General features: G+C 70.7%; 15 protein-coding genes. 9 read left to right on the forward strand and 6 right to left on the reverse strand.

The genetic code is table 11. The features are described from left to right. Positions 1 to 45 precede the first annotated feature (45 nt). Positions 46 to 924 (forward strand): carboxylating nicotinate-nucleotide diphosphorylase, encoded by an 879-nt coding sequence (gene nadC, locus ABD332_RS41200; RefSeq protein WP_344509113.1) that lies wholly within the window; start codon positions 46 to 48, stop codon positions 922 to 924. A gap of 4 nt (positions 925 to 928) precedes the next feature. Here the strand turns inward: nadC and ABD332_RS41205 are convergent, their stop codons facing one another. Continuing rightward, positions 929 to 2,944, reverse strand: a complete 2,016-nt coding sequence (locus ABD332_RS41205) for a hypothetical protein (RefSeq protein WP_344509115.1) — start codon at positions 2,942 to 2,944, stop codon at positions 929 to 931. A gap of 65 nt (positions 2,945 to 3,009) precedes the next feature. Here ABD332_RS41205 and ABD332_RS41210 point away from each other — a divergent pair, with 65 nt between their 5' ends. Next, positions 3,010 to 3,774, forward strand: a complete 765-nt coding sequence (locus ABD332_RS41210; RefSeq protein ID WP_344509117.1) for a type III pantothenate kinase — start codon at positions 3,010 to 3,012, stop codon at positions 3,772 to 3,774. On the opposite strand, the gene ABD332_RS41215 is transcribed toward ABD332_RS41210, so the two are convergent. Further along, positions 3,771 to 4,472 carry a class I SAM-dependent methyltransferase gene (locus tag ABD332_RS41215; protein ID WP_344509119.1) on the reverse strand — a complete coding sequence of 234 codons (702 nt, stop codon included), beginning with the start codon at positions 4,470 to 4,472 and terminating at the stop codon, positions 3,771 to 3,773. The two genes, ABD332_RS41210 and ABD332_RS41215, sit on opposite strands and share 4 nt — an antisense overlap. Before the next feature lie 509 nt (positions 4,473 to 4,981). On the opposite strand from ABD332_RS41215, the gene ABD332_RS41220 reads away from it, so the two are divergent. Further along, the gene (locus ABD332_RS41220) at positions 4,982 to 5,338 is read left to right on the forward strand and encodes a histone-like nucleoid-structuring protein Lsr2 (protein WP_033363218.1); all 357 of its coding nucleotides are present in this window, start codon (positions 4,982 to 4,984) and stop codon (positions 5,336 to 5,338) included. Positions 5,339 to 5,735: 397 nt separating this feature from the next. Beyond that, the gene (locus ABD332_RS41225; RefSeq protein WP_344509121.1) at positions 5,736 to 8,273 is read left to right on the forward strand and encodes an ATP-dependent Clp protease ATP-binding subunit; all 2,538 of its coding nucleotides are present in this window, start codon (positions 5,736 to 5,738) and stop codon (positions 8,271 to 8,273) included. 219 nt (positions 8,274 to 8,492) lie between these two features. Here ABD332_RS41225 and ABD332_RS41230 read toward each other — a convergent pair whose 3' ends face one another. Continuing rightward, positions 8,493 to 8,660, reverse strand: coding sequence for a hypothetical protein (locus ABD332_RS41230; RefSeq protein WP_344509123.1), 168 nt, complete (start codon positions 8,658 to 8,660; stop codon positions 8,493 to 8,495). A gap of 265 nt (positions 8,661 to 8,925) precedes the next feature. Here ABD332_RS41230 and ABD332_RS41235 point away from each other — a divergent pair, with 265 nt between their 5' ends. Further along, entirely contained in the window at positions 8,926 to 9,984 is a 1,059-nt protein-coding gene (locus ABD332_RS41235) for a hypothetical protein (RefSeq protein ID WP_344509125.1), read from the forward strand. Here ABD332_RS41235 and ABD332_RS41240 read toward each other — a convergent pair. Beyond that, a complete protein-coding gene (locus tag ABD332_RS41240; protein ID WP_344509127.1) occupies positions 9,972 to 10,868 on the reverse strand; it encodes a polysaccharide deacetylase family protein in 897 nt (298 codons plus the stop codon). The genes ABD332_RS41235 and ABD332_RS41240 overlap by 13 nt on opposite strands. Before the next feature lie 83 nt (positions 10,869 to 10,951). Continuing rightward, the gene (locus ABD332_RS41245) at positions 10,952 to 11,824 is read right to left on the reverse strand and encodes an HhH-GPD family protein (protein ID WP_425552380.1); all 873 of its coding nucleotides are present in this window, start codon (positions 11,822 to 11,824) and stop codon (positions 10,952 to 10,954) included. Between the two features lie 17 nt (positions 11,825 to 11,841). Between ABD332_RS41245 and ABD332_RS41250 the strand changes: the two genes are divergently transcribed. The 3 genes from ABD332_RS41250 to ABD332_RS41260 are packed head-to-tail and all read left to right on the forward strand — an operon-like array spanning position 11,842 to position 13,574. Next, positions 11,842 to 12,354 (forward strand): glycine cleavage system transcriptional repressor, encoded by a 513-nt coding sequence (locus ABD332_RS41250; protein ID WP_344509131.1) that lies wholly within the window; start codon positions 11,842 to 11,844, stop codon positions 12,352 to 12,354. Continuing rightward, positions 12,351 to 12,854 (forward strand): peptide deformylase, encoded by a 504-nt coding sequence (locus ABD332_RS41255; protein ID WP_344509132.1) that lies wholly within the window; start codon positions 12,351 to 12,353, stop codon positions 12,852 to 12,854. The genes ABD332_RS41250 and ABD332_RS41255 overlap by 4 nt, the downstream gene beginning before the upstream one ends. 60 nt (positions 12,855 to 12,914) lie before the next feature. Beyond that, the gene (locus ABD332_RS41260; RefSeq protein ID WP_344509133.1) at positions 12,915 to 13,574 is read left to right on the forward strand and encodes a hypothetical protein; all 660 of its coding nucleotides are present in this window, start codon (positions 12,915 to 12,917) and stop codon (positions 13,572 to 13,574) included. Between the two features lie 10 nt (positions 13,575 to 13,584). On the opposite strand, the gene disA is transcribed toward ABD332_RS41260, so the two are convergent. Next, positions 13,585 to 14,712, reverse strand: a complete 1,128-nt coding sequence (gene disA, locus ABD332_RS41265) for a DNA integrity scanning diadenylate cyclase DisA (RefSeq protein WP_425552377.1) — start codon at positions 14,710 to 14,712, stop codon at positions 13,585 to 13,587. 127 nt (positions 14,713 to 14,839) lie between these two features. Here disA and ABD332_RS41270 point away from each other — a divergent pair, with 127 nt between their 5' ends. Further along, positions 14,840 to 15,421: a hypothetical protein gene (locus tag ABD332_RS41270; protein ID WP_344509135.1), complete on the forward strand. Its 582-nt coding sequence runs from the start codon at positions 14,840 to 14,842 to the stop codon at positions 15,419 to 15,421. Positions 15,422 to 15,519 lie beyond the last annotated feature (98 nt).

A 15,519-nucleotide genomic window follows, 5' to 3' on the forward strand; every position in this document is an offset into this window, starting at 1 on the left:
CCTCGTGGCCGCCGCCGGTGCCCTGACCGAGACGTTGGAGGACGCGTGACCCCGGAGACCGAAGCGCTGTTGCGGAAGGTCGGGCTCGACCCGGTCGCCGTCGGCGAGATCGTCGAGCGGACCCTGACCGAGGACCTCGGCCCCGACCGCCTCGACGTGACCAGCGTGGCGACCATCCCGGCCACCCAGACGGACTCCGCCGAGCTCGTCGCCCGCGCCGACGGCGTGGTCGCCGGCCTGGCCGTCGCGGCCGCCGTGTTCGAGGCCGTGTCCCCGTCCGTCGAGGTGGCGATCCACGCCGTCGACGGCTCGTCCGTCGTGCGCGGCACGGTGCTCGCGACCGTCACCGGACCGACCCGCGACCTGCTGACCGCCGAGCGCTCCGCCCTCAACCTGCTGTGCCGCATGTCGGGCGTCGCCACCCACACCCGCCGGTGGGCCGACCTCCTCGCCGGCACCAAGGCCCTGGTCCTCGACACCCGCAAGACCACGCCCGGCCTGCGCATCCTGGAGAAGTACGCGGTCCGCGCCGGCGGCGGCACCAACAAGCGCATGGGCCTCTACGACGTCGCCATGATCAAGGACAACCACAAGCTGGCGGCGGGCGGCATCTCCGCGGCGTACGCCCGGGTCCGTGAGGCGTTCCCCGACGTCCCGGTCCAGGTCGAGGTGACCACGGTCGGCGAGGCGGTGGAGGCGGTCACCGCCGGCGCCACGTTCCTGCTGCTCGACAACATGGCGCCGGACCTGCTGCGGGAGGTCGTGGCGGCGGTCGGCGGCCGGGCCGAGCTGGAGGCGACCGGCGGCCTGACCCTGGAGACGGCGGCGGACTACGCGGCCACCGGGGTCGACTACCTGTCCGTCGGCGGCCTCACCCACTCCTCGCCGATCCTCGACATCGCGATGGACCTGCGGACCCACTGAGCCCCTACGCGGGGAACGCGACGGCGACCAGCGCGGAGAACCGCTGGACCTTCCACGCCGGCGGGACCACCGCGGCGCAGCGTTCGACGCCGGAGACGCACACGATCGCCTGCACCGACGAGACCGGTGCGGGCGGGGCGGACGGGATCACCGACTCGACCGCGACCAGCTCGACGTCCGGCAGGGAGATCTGCAGCGGGTACTCCCACAGGTCCCCGTCCATGACCAGGCCGACCCGCCGGACGCCGCTGGCCTTGATCGCGTCGATCGCCTGCTGGTACGGCACCGCCTGGTCGGGCAGCCGGACGAAGCGCTCCTGCCAGTCGGTGAGGGTGAAGACGGAGCCCTGGCCGACGAGGCGGCGGGGCTGCCCGTACGCGACGGAGATCCCACCGGCCGCGAACGCCGCCGCCATGACGACGACGAGCGCGGCCGCGGTGGCGCGGTGGGTGCGCAGGCGGTCGGCCCAGTAGCCGGCGAGCGGCGCGCCGAGCGCGAACGCGGGCAGGATCAGCCGGTTGCCCCAGTCCTGCCACTTGACGACCGCGGCGGTCATGACGAACGCGCCGAGCACCATGACCGCGTAGCCCCTCAGCAGCGGGGGCAGCCGCCGCCACACCAGCGTGACGACGAGGGCGCTCAGGATCAGCGCGGACTGGACGGGGTACGGCGAGCGGTCCTCGTCCGGCTTCCAGCGCGTGCCGGGGAAGACGCTCCGCCACTGGGTGATCTTCGGGTCGTTGGGGTTGACGCCCACGACGTCCGCGACGGCGATGACGGCGTCGCTGACCATGCCGTTGACCGCCGGGAACGGTGTGGTGAGCGTGGAGGCGGCCAGGCGCAGGCCGTTGACCAGCACGGCCGGCGGGTCCTTGCGCTCCGTGGACAGCGAGGCGCTGTAGCCGGGCGGCCCGAGCGGCGAGCCGAACGCGTCGTTGACGCGCAGCATGGCCGGCCCGGCGAGCACGACCATGCCGGCGACGATCGCCAGGCCGGCGCCGGCGGTGCGCAGCCACTGCCCGGTCCGGCCGCCCGCCCTGTCTGAAAGCCCGTCCGAAAGCCCGTCTGAAAGCCCGTCTGAAGGCCCGTCTGAAGGCCCGTCTGAGGGCCCGTCTGAGGGCACGGGAGCCTCGGACGTCACCGCCAACCGCGCCGGCCGGAGACGGAGCTGGCAGACGCCCCAGAAGACGAGGATCGGGGCGAGGGGCATGAGGCCGGTCGACTTGGTGACGGCGGTGAGGCCGGCGACCGTGGCGAGGGTCAGGACGTCGCCGGCGGTGGCGACCCGGCGGGCGCCGTCGAGCGCGAGGCTGGCGGCGCAGGCGACCCACGCGGTGACGACGAGGTCGTTCTGGGTGCTGGTGGCCTCCAGGGCGACCGCCGGGGCGGTGAGCAGGACGGCGGCGGCGATGAGCTGGCCGAGGCGGCCGACGCCGAGCTGGGCGGCGCAGCGGGAGACGGCGACGGCGGCCAGCAGCGACACGCCCCACTGCAGCAGGTTGTACAGCGAGTCGTCCCCGGTCAGCAGCCGGGCCTGCAGCAGCAGGTACTCCGCGCCCGGGACCAGGATGATCTGCTGGTTCTGGATTGTGGCGTAGGGGGCCAGGTCGCCGTCGGCGATCCAGTGCTCGATCTTCGTGAGGTGATAGTGGTTCGAGTCGTAGTTGTTCGGCGAGTGGGCCAGCGCGAGGACCAGCTCAGCCAGTACCAACGCCGCAAACGCTGACAGCAGCACCTTGTCCCAGTTTCGCAGGACAAGGTGGGGGACGTGCAGGTGGCGCCTGGCGAAGAAGGCCGACACGCCGGCGAAGAGCACCCAGTAGACGATCACCGGCCAGGTCGTGATCAACCCCGCGAGCGACAGCAGCTCGACGAAGACGACCGTGACGCCCGCCACCGTGGCCGCCGCGCGGATGACCGCCTGGCGGGCGTCCAGACTGCCCGGACGCAGCGCGAACGCGGTGAACACCAGCGCCGCCAGCGGGAGGAGCGCGAGCAGCGTGCGGGCCGTCGGCATCATGGGAACCGGATCGTAGATGACCAGGCTCACCCCGCCGCTGGCGGGCCTTTCGTTAGGCTCACCACGTGCTGCTGTGCATCGACATCGGAAACACCAACACGGTGCTCGCCACGTTCGAGGGCGAGAAGCTGGTCCACTCGTGGCGGATCAAGACCGACGCGAGGGCCACCGCCGACGAGCTCGGCCTGCTCTACCGGGGGCTGCTCGCCACCGACGCCGTGTCGCTGACCGGCATCGCGGCCTGCTCGACCGTCCCCGCGGCCCTGCGCTCCCTGCGCACGATGCTGCAGCGGTACTACCCGGGCGTCCCGACCGTGATCGTCGAGCCGGGCGTGCGGACGGGTGTCCAGCTGGCGATCGACAACCCGAAGGAGGTCGGCACCGACCGGGTCGCGAACACCCTGGCCGCCTTCACGCTCTTTGGCGGCCCGTCGATCGTCGTGGACTTCGGCACGTCGACCAACTTCGACGTCGTCTCCGCCCGCGGGGAGTTCCTCGGCGGCGTGCTGGCGCCCGGCATCGAGATCTCCGTGGACGCCCTTGCGGCCCGCGCCGCCCAGCTGCGCAAGGTGGAGCTGGTCAAGCCGCCGCGGGTGATCGGCAAGAACACGGTCGAGTGCCTGCAGTCCGGCGTCGTCTACGGCTTCGCCGGGCAGGTCGACGGCATCGTGCGGGGTGTCACCGCGGAGCTGGGCGTCCCGGTGAAGGCGGTCGTCGCGACCGGTGGCCTGGCCCCGATCGTGATCGGCGAGTCCGCCACGGTCACGCACCACGAGCCGATGCTCACCCTGATCGGGCTGCGACTGATCTTCGACCGCAACCGCGGTTAGCGTTTGCGGCCGATGTACGCGTAGGTCACGTACGGCAGCTCGAACTCCTCGGTCCGCGGCAGCACCTCCAGCAGCTGCTCCTCGAGCCGTCGCCGCGCCTCGTCGCCCGAGACCAGGTAGTAGCTGCGGGACTTGACCAGCTCCAGGAACGACTCCCTCGTGTGGGTGGCGCTCCACTCGAACGTCCCCCGCTCCACTGGGCCGAAGAGGGGGCCGAAGTCCTGCACGGCCGTCTCGTCGAACGCGTCGCGCTCGCGGGCGCCGTCGAAGAGGGTGGAGGACTCGGCGACCCAGGGGACGCGCTCGTCGCGGATGTTCCAGATCGGGACGAAGCGGCCGCCGGGCCGGAGGACGCGGGCGATCTCGGCGTGCGCCGGCTCGCCGTAGAACCAGTGGTAGGCCTGCCCGGCGGTGACGACGTCGACGGACGCGTCCGGCAGGGGGATGTGGGTGGCGTCACCCTTGCGGGCTTCCCCGGGGATCTTGGCGCGCATCTTGTCGTCCGGCTCGACGGCGATGGTGTGATGGCCCAGGTCGCGGAGCTGGCGGGTCAGGATGCCGGTGCCCGCACCAAGATCGCAGATTTCGGATTTTTCCGGTATCGCCCATTGCAGGGCCTCGCGCGGGTACCGGGGGCGGATGCGGTCGTACAGGTCGGCGGCCGCTCCGAACGAGGAGGCATGTGCTGCGAAATCCACGCCGCCAAAAGTACCGAATCCGAAGTTGCGAGGTCGCGCCGTAAAACGCGGAATTGGCCGGCCGGGCACGCATGGCTCTCTCTGGGCGGCTGTTGGCCTCTGCTACCTGCAGCCGCCATGTTGCAGTTGTGCAAGGTGGTGCTGCACCTGCCATTCGTCACGCATAGCAATGCGACGGACACGGATTTGCGTCGGCGTATCGCCCTATCCGATTCCGAGGCCCTGTCTTCCTTGCCTGCGGCCCTGGCTGCGGTGTGCGTGCCGGGTGCGGATGCCTGATCGGGAACTAACCGCGCGTGATGGAGTACGGAATGCCACCGGCGGCAGGCGTGTGATGGGAATCGATCGCGTTGGCGTGCGGCCCGTCGCGCCCGGCATTCGGGAAACGCGGTGTCTTTCCGCTGGTGCGGTAGCGGTAGTTTCGGCGTACCGTTGACGAAGCGGACCCTGATTGCGTTATCTTTGCATTCGCACAACGCGGGGTGAGCTTCCTCGAAGGGAATACGACAGTGGCCAAGCGGACCATCCACGTGCTGGTCGACGACATCGACGGCGGGGACGCCGACGAGACCGTGAAGTTCGCGCTGGACGGCGTTCAGTATGAGATCGACCTCTCGAAGAAGAACGCGACGAAGCTGCGTGACGCGTTCGGGCCGTTCCTCGGTGCGGCGACCAAGGTCGGCCGGGGTGGCGTCGTGGTCGGAGGGCGCGCCGCCAGTGCCCGCGGCCGCGGTGGGGCAGCCGCCGATCGCGAGCAGAACAAGGCGATTCGGGAATGGGCTCAGAACAAGGGCATCAAGGTCTCCGACCGGGGCCGCATCAAGCAGGAAATCGTGGACCGCTACAACGCCGAGGCCGGCCGTTAGCGCTCGTTGACCGGTTTCGGCCTGAGCGGTCGTTTTGGGGTTCTTTCAGCGCCTTTCACCCATCGTAGCCAACTTGCTACGGTGGGTGACTTGCATGGTGCGTCGATTTCGCTCTTGGCGTACGGGCTCGCCAGCAGGAACACGGCGACGGATGCTCGCGTTGAGCAAAAGCGCCGGGTACACGCGTCCCCGGCGGGTAGACAAGTACCACGCAACGACTCCGACATGGTCCGATGGTGGGGTGCGGCAATGGCGCACACCCGCAATGTGTCGGCCTACGGCGATAGAGTGATGGCACGGTCACGTTGGCGTCCGACAGAGCTTCGGCGTGGCGACCCCCTCGAGGGGTTCCGCGGCAGGGGCGGCGGCGACGGACACGGCACGTGAAGGAGCAGGGATGTTCGAGCGGTTCACCGACCGAGCACGACGGGTTGTCGTCCTGGCGCAGGAAGAAGCCCGGATGCTCAACCACAACTACATCGGCACCGAGCACATCCTGCTCGGCCTCATCCACGAGGGTGAGGGCGTGGCGGCCAAGGCGCTCGAGAGCCTCGGCATCTCGCTGGAGGGAGTCCGCCAGCAGGTCGAGGAGATCATCGGCCAGGGGCAGCAGGCGCCGAGCGGGCACATTCCGTTCACGCCACGAGCCAAGAAGGTGCTGGAGCTGTCCCTGCGCGAGGCGCTGCAGCTCGGGCACAACTACATCGGCACGGAGCACATCCTGCTGGGTCTGATCCGCGAGGGTGAGGGCGTGGCCGCCCAGGTCCTCGTGAAGCTCGGCGCCGACCTCAACCGGGTCCGCCAGCAGGTCATCCAGCTGCTCTCCGGCTACCAGGGCAAGGAGCCGGCCGCCGCCGGCACCGGTGCCCCCGGCGAGGCTGCTCCGTCGACCAGCCTGGTGCTCGACCAGTTCGGTCGAAACCTCACCCAGGCCGCCCGCGAGGGCAAGCTCGACCCGGTCATCGGGCGCGAGAAGGAAATCGAGCGGGTCATGCAGGTCCTGTCCCGCCGCACCAAGAACAACCCGGTGCTGATCGGCGAGCCGGGCGTCGGCAAGACCGCCGTGGTCGAGGGCCTGTCCCAGCGGATCATCAAGGGCGAGGTGCCCGAGACGCTCAAGGACAAGCAGCTCTACACGCTCGACCTCGGTGCCCTCGTCGCCGGTTCGCGCTACCGCGGTGACTTCGAGGAGCGCCTGAAGAAGGTGCTCAAGGAGATCCGCACCCGCGGCGACATCATCCTGTTCATCGACGAGATCCACACGCTCGTCGGTGCGGGTGCCGCCGAGGGCGCGATCGACGCCGCGTCGATCCTCAAGCCGATGCTGGCCCGTGGTGAGCTCCAGACCATCGGCGCCACCACCCTCGACGAATACCGCAAGCACCTCGAGAAGGACGCCGCGCTTGAGCGCCGCTTCCAGCCGATCCAGGTGGGTGAGCCGTCGCTGGCGCACACCATCGAGATCCTCAAGGGCCTGCGCGACCGCTACGAGGCGCACCACCGGGTGACGATCACCGACGCCGCCCTGGTGGCCGCCGCGACGCTGGCCGACCGCTACATCTCCGACCGCTTCCTGCCGGACAAGGCGATCGACCTGATCGACGAGGCCGGCGCGCGGATGCGCATCCGCCGGATGACCGCGCCGCCAGACCTGCGCGACTTCGACGAGCGCATCGCCCAGGTGCGCCGCGACAAGGAGTCCGCGATCGACGCGCAGGACTTCGAGCGGGCCGCGCAGCTGCGCGACAAGGAGAAGCAGCTGCTCGGGCAGAAGGCGCAGCGCGAGAAGGAGTGGAAGGCCGGCGACCTCGACGTCGTGTCCGAGGTCGACGACGAGCAGATCGCCGAGGTCCTGGCGAACTGGACCGGCATCCCGGTCTACAAGCTGACCGAGGAGGAGACGGCCCGCCTCCTGCGCATGGAGGACGAGCTGCACAAGCGCCTCGTCGGCCAGGACGACGCGGTCAAGGCGGTCTCGAAGGCCATCCGGCGCACCCGGGCCGGCCTGAAGGACCCGAAGCGCCCCTCCGGCTCGTTCATCTTCGCCGGCCCGTCCGGCGTCGGGAAGACGGAGCTGTCCAAGGCGCTCGCCGAGTTCCTCTTCGGCTCCGAGGACGCGCTGATCCAGCTCGACATGTCCGAGTTCCACGACCGCTACACGGTGTCGCGCCTCGTCGGTGCGCCTCCCGGGTATGTCGGTTACGACGAGGGCGGCCAGCTGACCGAGAAGGTCCGCCGCCGGCCGTTCTCGGTGGTCCTCTTCGACGAGATCGAGAAGGCCCACCCGGACGTCTTCAACACGCTCCTGCAGATCCTGGAGGACGGCCGTCTCACCGACGGTCAGGGCCGCATCGTGGACTTCAAGAACACGGTGATCATCCTGACCACCAACCTGGGCACCCGCGACGTGGCCAAGGCCGTGTCCCTGGGCTTCCAGGCGTCGGAGGACAACGAGTCCAACTACGAGCGCATGAAGATCAAGGTCAACGACGAGCTGAAGCAGCACTTCCGCCCGGAGTTCCTCAACCGCATCGACGACACGATCGTCTTCCACCAGCTCATGCAGGACCAGATCCTGGGCATCGTCGACCTGATGATCGCCCGCATCGAGTCCCAGCTGCGCAACAAGGACATGGGCCTCGAGCTGACCGACAACGCCAAGAAGTTCCTGGCGAACAAGGGCTATGACCCGGTCCTGGGGGCCCGGCCGCTGCGCCGGACCATCCAGCGCGAGATCGAGGACTCGCTCTCCGAGCGCATCCTGTTCAACGAGCTCCGCCCGGGCCAGATCGTCGTCATCGACTGCGAAGGCGACCCGGCCCAGTTCGAGAAGGCCAAGCTGGTCTTCAACGGCGCCGACCGCCCGGGCGCAGTCCCGGACGCCGTCCCCGCCGAGCTGACCAAGGGCGGCTCCGCCGAGGAGTCCGCAGCCTGACCCGGCACCACGCGAAAGGCCCCCGTCCACTCAGGACGGGGGCCTTTCCCGTTTCGTGCGGTTCCGTTCTTGCGACCACCGCTCTCCCGCCGGCGCCGTTGTCGTGCAGTTTGTTCAGCCACGCACCGCCGTCCACCTCGCGTGCTGACCACTTCCTACTGGAACCTTGGCATTCCACCGCGACCGAATTCGTGCGGTGTTCTCTTTGAACCAGCGCCATCAGGCAAAGTTCGTCGCGCATTCCGGCTGCGCCCAGCGCGCCGGCGTCCAGCGGATGTGGTGATCGAAGGACGAAACCGGTCGTGATGGCAGCCAGATCCGTCCTTCGATCAAATTCAACGGTGTGGCGTCCGCCGGTGCGGTGGCCAGATCCGTCCGTCTTTCCATCAACCCCCCCACATTGCGGGGTCGTCAGCGGCGTGATCGAAGGAGAGGACTGGTCGTGGGGGCAGCCAGATCCGTCCTTCGACCAACTCAATCGTGCGGTGAGCGAAGGAGGGCCGGTCTTGGTGGCGGCACGATCCGGGCATTGATTGTCGGTGGCGTCGTGGGGGCATGTTGCGAGGATGGTTCACGCGGCTGGGTGGGGTTGGTGGCGAAGAGTGACATGTCGAGGGTTCGTGGGGGCGGTCGGCGGGTTACGTTGCCTGGCGTGAGTGGGTGGTGGCGGGACTTCGGGGCGGCGCGCTTCGGGCGGCCGGTCGCGCCGCGGCCGATCGTCCGGACGGGGTTGCTCGCGCGGCTCGACAGGGCGTTCGACGAACCAGGCCGGGAGCAGGCCCACCGAGCTGCCGACCGGGACGCCGGCCTCGCGCCGGACCGGGAGCGGCCACGCCGACCTGCCGACCCGGACGCCGGTCTCGCGCCGGAGCGGTCTGGCACGTTGCCCGGGCAGGGGCTGAGTGAGAGGGCCGAGGCGGGGCAGGAGGCTGGGAGCGACAGGGCGGCAGGGGCGCCGGTGGTTGTGGTGGTGGCGGGGAGCGGGGCGGGGAAGAGCATCCTGCTGGGGCAGTGGGCCGAGCGGCGGGGGGCGGTGCTCGTACAGGCGGAGGAACTGCCGGCTGAGGTGCCTCCGGGTGCCCTCGTCGTGGTTGACGGGGTGGAGCGGCTTGAGGTCGGGGGTGCTGGGTGGGGGTGGGTGGTCGCGCGGGTCGGGGTGGTGCCGTTGGTGCTCAGTGGCAGGGAGCCAATTCCGGTGGCCGCGGTGGACCGGTTGGGGGCGGGGCACCTGGCGTTCGGCGAGGATGAGACGTATCAGGTGCTGGCGGCGGCGCTGGCGGATGCGGCGGGGGCCGACAGGCTGGCGCCTGACCTGCATCTGTTGACGGGGGGATGGCCCGGGCTCGTCGGGCTGGCGGCGGCGTGGCTGGCGCGGGTGCCGCAGGCGGAGCGGGCGGGCAGCCTGCGGCAGCTGGCGCGGGTCGACGGGGGGCTGCAGGAGCATCTCGTCGGCGCACTGGTCGGGGTGCTGGACGCGGGGGAGCGGGAGCTCGTGCGGCGGCTCGCGTACCTGCCGGCGGTGGACGCCGGACGGGCGGATGTCCTGGGGCTGGCGGAGGAGTGGGGCGCGGTGCCGCCGCTCGTGGTGCCGGCCCGTGCGGAGAAGGAGGCTTTCGTCGTACCGGAGCCGCTGCGGAAAACGATCCAGCAGCGGCTGCCGCTCGCTGAAGCCGAACGGCAGGCGCTGCTGGAGGCGTTTCAGGGAATGTAGTCCTCCAGCAGGGCCGGGGTGAGGCCGGCGGCCTTGATGGCCTGGAGGGCCGCGATGAAGTCGTCGACGAACCGGTCGCGGAAGTGCATCAGGATGATGTCGCCGCGCTGGACCGTGTTGCCCTGCTGGTAGCGGACGATGCCCTTGTCGACGGTTTCCTTCCAGAAGAAGGCGGCGTGCATGCCGCAGTCGTGGGAGGCCTTCAGCGTCGTGTCGTCCTTCTCGCCGTACGGCGGGCGGAAGAGGACCGGGCGGCGGCCGTACCAGTTGCCGAGCTTGTCCGCGGAGTCGCAGATCTCCTTGCGCTGGACGTTGTACGACTTGCCGCGCAGGCTCTGGTGGGTGACCGTGTGCGCCTCGATGACGGCGCCGGCGTCCTGGAGGCGCTTGAAGTACTGCGGGTCGTTCCTGATCGCGTCGATCATGAGGAACAGCGTGACGGGCACGCCGGCCTGCTTGATCAGGTCGAGGGCCTCGGGGCGCTTGACCTGGCCGTCGTCGATGGTGATGAACGCGACGGGCTGGTCGGTCGGGATGCGGGAGTAGTACGCCGCGAGGTTGCCCTCCGGCAGGTGGACCTTGTCGGCCTTCGGGGCGCGGTCGAACTTCGGCAGCCGGTCACCGTAGTTGACGCCGGCGGGTGGTGCCGCCGCGGTGGTGGTGGCCTGCGTCTTCGAGGGCTTCGCGGCGGGCGAGGCCGACGGCGGGGCCGCTTCGGACGAGGCCGGCGACGCCGCGACGGCGCTGGAGGCGACCGCCGGCGGCGGGGCGGCGGTGTCCGTCCACTTCGGATGGTCAGGCTTCGACGCGGCACAGCCCGCGAGCGTCGCGACGGCGAGGACCGCCGCGGCGATCCGGCGTGCCCTGAGGCGAGGGATGAGCACGCCGTGAGCCTATCCATGCGGGCACGTGAGGGGAGTCCCGAAAAGTGTGGGAAAAACCAGCTGAACCGGCTGCAACCCTCGCCTCACCCGGGCAGCGTGAACGTCCCACCCCGCTCGCGGACCAGCCCGTCCTCGATCAGCCCGGCCAGCGCCCGACCGCGCTGCACCTCGTCGTCCCAGACGAGGTCGAGCCGCGCCGCGGGCACCGGGTCGTCGCTGGCGCGCAGCACGGCGAGCAGAAGGCCCCGCACATGGCGGTCGGTTCCGTGGTACCGCTGCGTGCGCCGGCTCGGGCCACTGGACGCCGGCGCCCCGGCGATGCGCCAGGCACAGACGCCGGCCATCGGGCACTCCTCACAGCGTGGTGCGCGGGCGGTGCAGATCACGGCGCCGAGCTCCATGAACGCGACCGAGGCGCGGGCCGCCGCCTCGTGGTCCTCGGGCAGCAGCACCTCGACGGCGCGCAGGTCGGCGGGGGTGGTGGCGGGTCCGCCGTCGGCGACGCCGTCGACGATCCTGGCGACGACCCGGCGGACGTTGGTGTCCACGACCGGGTGGCGCTGGCGGAACGCGAACGCGGCGACCGCCCGGGCCGTGTACATGCCGATGCCGGGCAGCGCGAGCAGCGCGTCGACGTCGTCGGGGACGACACCGTCGTGCCGCTCCACGATCGCCACCGCGCACGCGTGCAGGCGCAGGGCGCGGCGCGGGTAGCCGAGACGGTCCCACGCGCGGATGGCCTCGCCGGGCGGGTCGGCGGCCAGGTGGGCGGGCGTCGGCCAGCGCTCCATCCAGCGGCGCCAGGCGGGGTCCACGCGGGACACCTGGGTCTGCTGGAGCATGACCTCGCTGACCAGCACGCCCCACGGTGTCGCGTCGGGCTGCCGCCAGGGGAGGTCCCGGGCGTTGGCGTCGTACCAACTGGTGACGGTCTGTGAGAGGGCGATGGAGGCGATAAGGAAGGATAAGCCAGGTGAACGAGTACGCCGTCACCGTCATCGGCCACGACCGCCCCGGCATCATCGCCGACGTCGCGGAGATCCTCGCCGGTCTGGGCCTCAACCTCACCGACTCGACGATGACCCGCCTGCGCGGGCACTTCGCGATGACCCTGGTCTGCGCCGGGTCCGTGTCCGCCGCCGAGGTCGAGTCGGCGCTCGCGCCGCTGACCGCCGGCCGGACGCTGCTGGTCACCGTCCGCGAGGTGGGCCAGGACCTGGTCGACGAGCCTTCGGGCGCGCACTACGTGCTGACCGTCCACGGCGCGGACAAGCTGGGGATCGTGGCGGCGCTCTGCCGTACCGTGGCGGCGGCGGGCGGCAACATCACCGACCTGACCACCCGTCTGGCCGGCAACCTCTACGTGGTCGTGGCCGAGGTCGACGCGCCCGGGCCGATGGCGGAGCTGGCCGAGGCGATCGAGCGGGTCGCCGGCGAGCTCGGGGTCGAGGCGACGCTGCGCGCGGGCGAAGCGGACCTGATGTGACCGTCCTGCAGGTCGTCCAGGCCCCCGCGGAGGTGCTGGGCTCGGCCGGCGTGGCCGTGGACCCGTGCGCCGACGACATCGTCAAGCTCGCGGCCGACCTCGTCGACACGATGCGGGTGTCGCCCGGCTGCGTCGGGCTCGCCGCGCCGCAGGTCGGCGTCGGCGCGCAGGTCTTCGCCGTCGACGTCACCGGCCACCCGAAGGCCCGCACCGTGCACGGCACGCTGGTGCTGTGCAACGCGCGGGTCGTCGAGGCCTCGCAGTGGCAGAAGGGCCGCGAGGGCTGCATGTCGGTGCCCGACCTCACCGGCGACGTGAAGCGCGCCAACCGGCTCGTCGTGGCCGGCCAGGTCCCCGGAACGGGTGACGAGATCGAGATCACTACGGATGCGTTCGAGGCGAGGGCTTTACAGCACGAGATCGATCATTGCGCTGGGTTACTGTTCCTTGATCGTGTTGCCGGCGCGCATGCCGTATACGCCCGCAAGGTCTATCTCTGAGCGGTCTACACGGCGCGCCGCCCCGTTCGCCACCCGTTCCCTCGATACGGTGAGTGCATCATGAAGCTGACGGTTGGCCCGCTTCCCGCTGGCGTTTACTGGCGGCGTCGCGCCATCCTCGGCGGGGCGCTGCTCATCGTGGTGCTCATGCTGTGGGTGCAGTGCTCCGGACCGGACCCGAAGCGAACCCCGGCATCGGCACAGACCAAGGCTCCGGCTTCCACGGGGCCCACCGCCACGCCTGCCGCGGCCGAGCCGACGATCCAGACTCCGACGACCGGCGACCCGGTCTCCAGCGCACCGCCTTCGAGCGCGCCCGCCGGGACGTCCACGGTGCCGGTCTGCGCCGACACGGACCTGTCGCTGGTGGCGCAGCCCGAGCAGGCGATGCAGTTCCGCGGGGCGTATCTCAAGTTCTTCCTGAAGATCAAGAACACCTCGACCCGGGAGTGCACGCGTGACGTCGGCGCCGACTATCAGGAGCTCTACCTGCAGGTCGGTGCGGTCAAGATGTGGTCGTCGGACGCCTGCGACGCCCCGAAGGGCAGCCAGCCCACGACGCTGAAGCCGGGCATCGAGGTGCAGTTCTCCACCACGTGGAACGGCAAGACCACCAAGGACGGGTGCGAGCACCGGGAGCTGCCGCCGGCCGGCAAGTATGAGCTGATGGCCCGCCTCGACACCAAGCTGAGCGCGCCGGTCCAGGTGCAGCTCACCTGAACGTGACTTCTTAGACGTAGCGCTCCAGGATCGAGGCCTCGGCCAGGCGGCTCAGGCCCTCCCGGACGCCGCGGGCGCGGGCGTCGCCGACGCCGTCGACCGCCTGCAGGTCCTCCACGGTCGCGCCGAGCAGCCGCTGCAGGCTGCCGAAGTGCTCGACCAGCCGGTCCACGACGAGCGCCGGCAGCCGCGGTACCTTGGCCAGCAACCGGAACCCACGAGGCGACACCGCGGCGTCCAGGGCGTCGCTCGCCCCCGGATAGCCCAGCGACTTCGCCACCGCGACCAGGTCGATCAGCTCCGTCGCCGTCAACGCGTCCAGCTCGTCGAGCGCGTCGTCCGACGAACGGCTGCGCCGCCCCGACGGCAGGTAGTCGCGGATCACCAGCGTCCGGTCGGCCTCCACGCCCGCCATCAGCTCCTCGAGCTGCAGCGCCAGCAGCCGCCCGTCGGTGCCGAGCTCGACCACATACCCCGCGATCTCGTCCGCGATGCGCCGCACCATCTCCAGCCGCTGCACCACCGCCACCGCGTCGCGGACCGTGACCAGGTCCTCGATCTCCAGCGCCGAGAGCGTCCCACTGACCTCGTCGAGGCGCAGCTTGTACCGCTCCAGCGTGGCGAGCGCCTGGTTCGCCTTCGACAGGATCGCGGCCGAGTCGTCCAGCACGTGCCGCTGGCCGTTCACGTACAGGCCGATGATCCGCATCGACTGGCTCACCGAGATCACCGGGAACCCCGCCTGCTTCGCCACCCGCTCGGCCGTCCGGTGCCGGGTCCCCGACTCCTCCGACGGGATGGTCGGGTCCGGCATCAGGTGCACGGCGGCCCGGACAATTCTCGTGCCGTCACTCGACAGGACGACAGCACCGTCCATCTTGCACAGCTCACGCAGCCGCGTCGCGGAGAACTCGACATCCAGCGGGAACCCGCCGGTGCAGATCTGCTCCACCACCTTGTCGTAGCCGAGGACGATCAGGGCGCCCGTGCGCCCCCGGAGGATGCGCTCCAGCCCGTCACGCAGCACCGTCCCCGGCGCCATCAGGGCGAGCGTCGCCCGCAGCGGGTCTGCGGCGGCCCAACCCCCGTTGAGGCCGGTGTGGGAACCGCCCCTGCTGGGCTCGCGGTCTATCGGCACCCGCACAGTCTACGGATGGTCGGACATCCGGTGCTGGTGCGGTATCGACCCAACCCGTAGAGTGGGCCGACCCCATCAGCCGATGGATCGAAGTTGATGTCTGCGTTCAGTCTGTGAGGTCCCACCGGTGGCCGGTCCCGAGCGGATCGAGTGGCGGCGCAGCTTCCCGTCCCGCGCACTGGTCAGCCTCGCCTGGTACGTGCTCTCCGCCGCCCTCGCCGTCGGCCTCGTCCGCGGCTTCTTCGCCGACGAGCCCGACGTCCTCCCGTCAGGCGCGAACAACCCCCTCGCCGACCTTCCGATGTGGACCGTCGCCCTCGCCGCGGTCGGCGCCACCCCATTCGTCCTCGCCGTCGTGCGCCGCCCCCGGGTCGGCGCCAACCACTTCGCCCTCACCCTGCGCCCCGGCTGGGTCCGCACGCTGGTCCTGCCGTGGTCACGCGTCGCGCAGGTGGCCCTGATGGACGTCGGCGGCGAGCGGTACCTGCTGGTCAGGCTCCGGGCCGGCCTGGACCGCACCGGCACCAACCCCGGCTGGCTCGACCAGAACGTCGTCCGCGAACTGTCGAAGACCCCGTCGAAGCGCGCCCGCGGCTTCGACGTCGCCGTCCGCCTCCGCGACTTCACCGGCACCTCCGACGGCCGGCTGGCGGCCTTGGCCGCCTTCGCCCCCGACCAGGTCCTCATCGCCAACCACCTGCCGCTGTAGCTGTATTTCCGCCCCACCGCTGTCGCGGCGGGTCCCGGCGCGGATTCTCACCCGACCGCTGTGCTTCCGCCCCACCGCTTCGCGGCGGGTCCCGGCGG

Source organism: Dactylosporangium maewongense, from assembly GCF_039531485.1.
Taxonomy (GTDB): Bacteria; Actinomycetota; Actinomycetes; order Mycobacteriales; family Micromonosporaceae; genus Dactylosporangium; species Dactylosporangium maewongense.

Excerpts from the sequence above, each read along its gene's own strand:
- ABD332_RS41205 (WP_344509115.1), bottom strand. The coding sequence starts at position 2,944 with ATGATGCCGACGGCCCGCACGCTGCTCGCGCTCCTCCCGCTGGCGGCG.
- ABD332_RS41225 (WP_344509121.1), top strand. The coding sequence starts at position 5,736 with ATGTTCGAGCGGTTCACCGACCGAGCACGACGGGTTGTCGTCCTGGCG.
- ABD332_RS41230 (WP_344509123.1), bottom strand. The coding sequence starts at position 8,660 with ATGGAAAGACGGACGGATCTGGCCACCGCACCGGCGGACGCCACACCG.
- ABD332_RS41260 (WP_344509133.1), top strand. The coding sequence starts at position 12,915 with ATGAAGCTGACGGTTGGCCCGCTTCCCGCTGGCGTTTACTGGCGGCGT.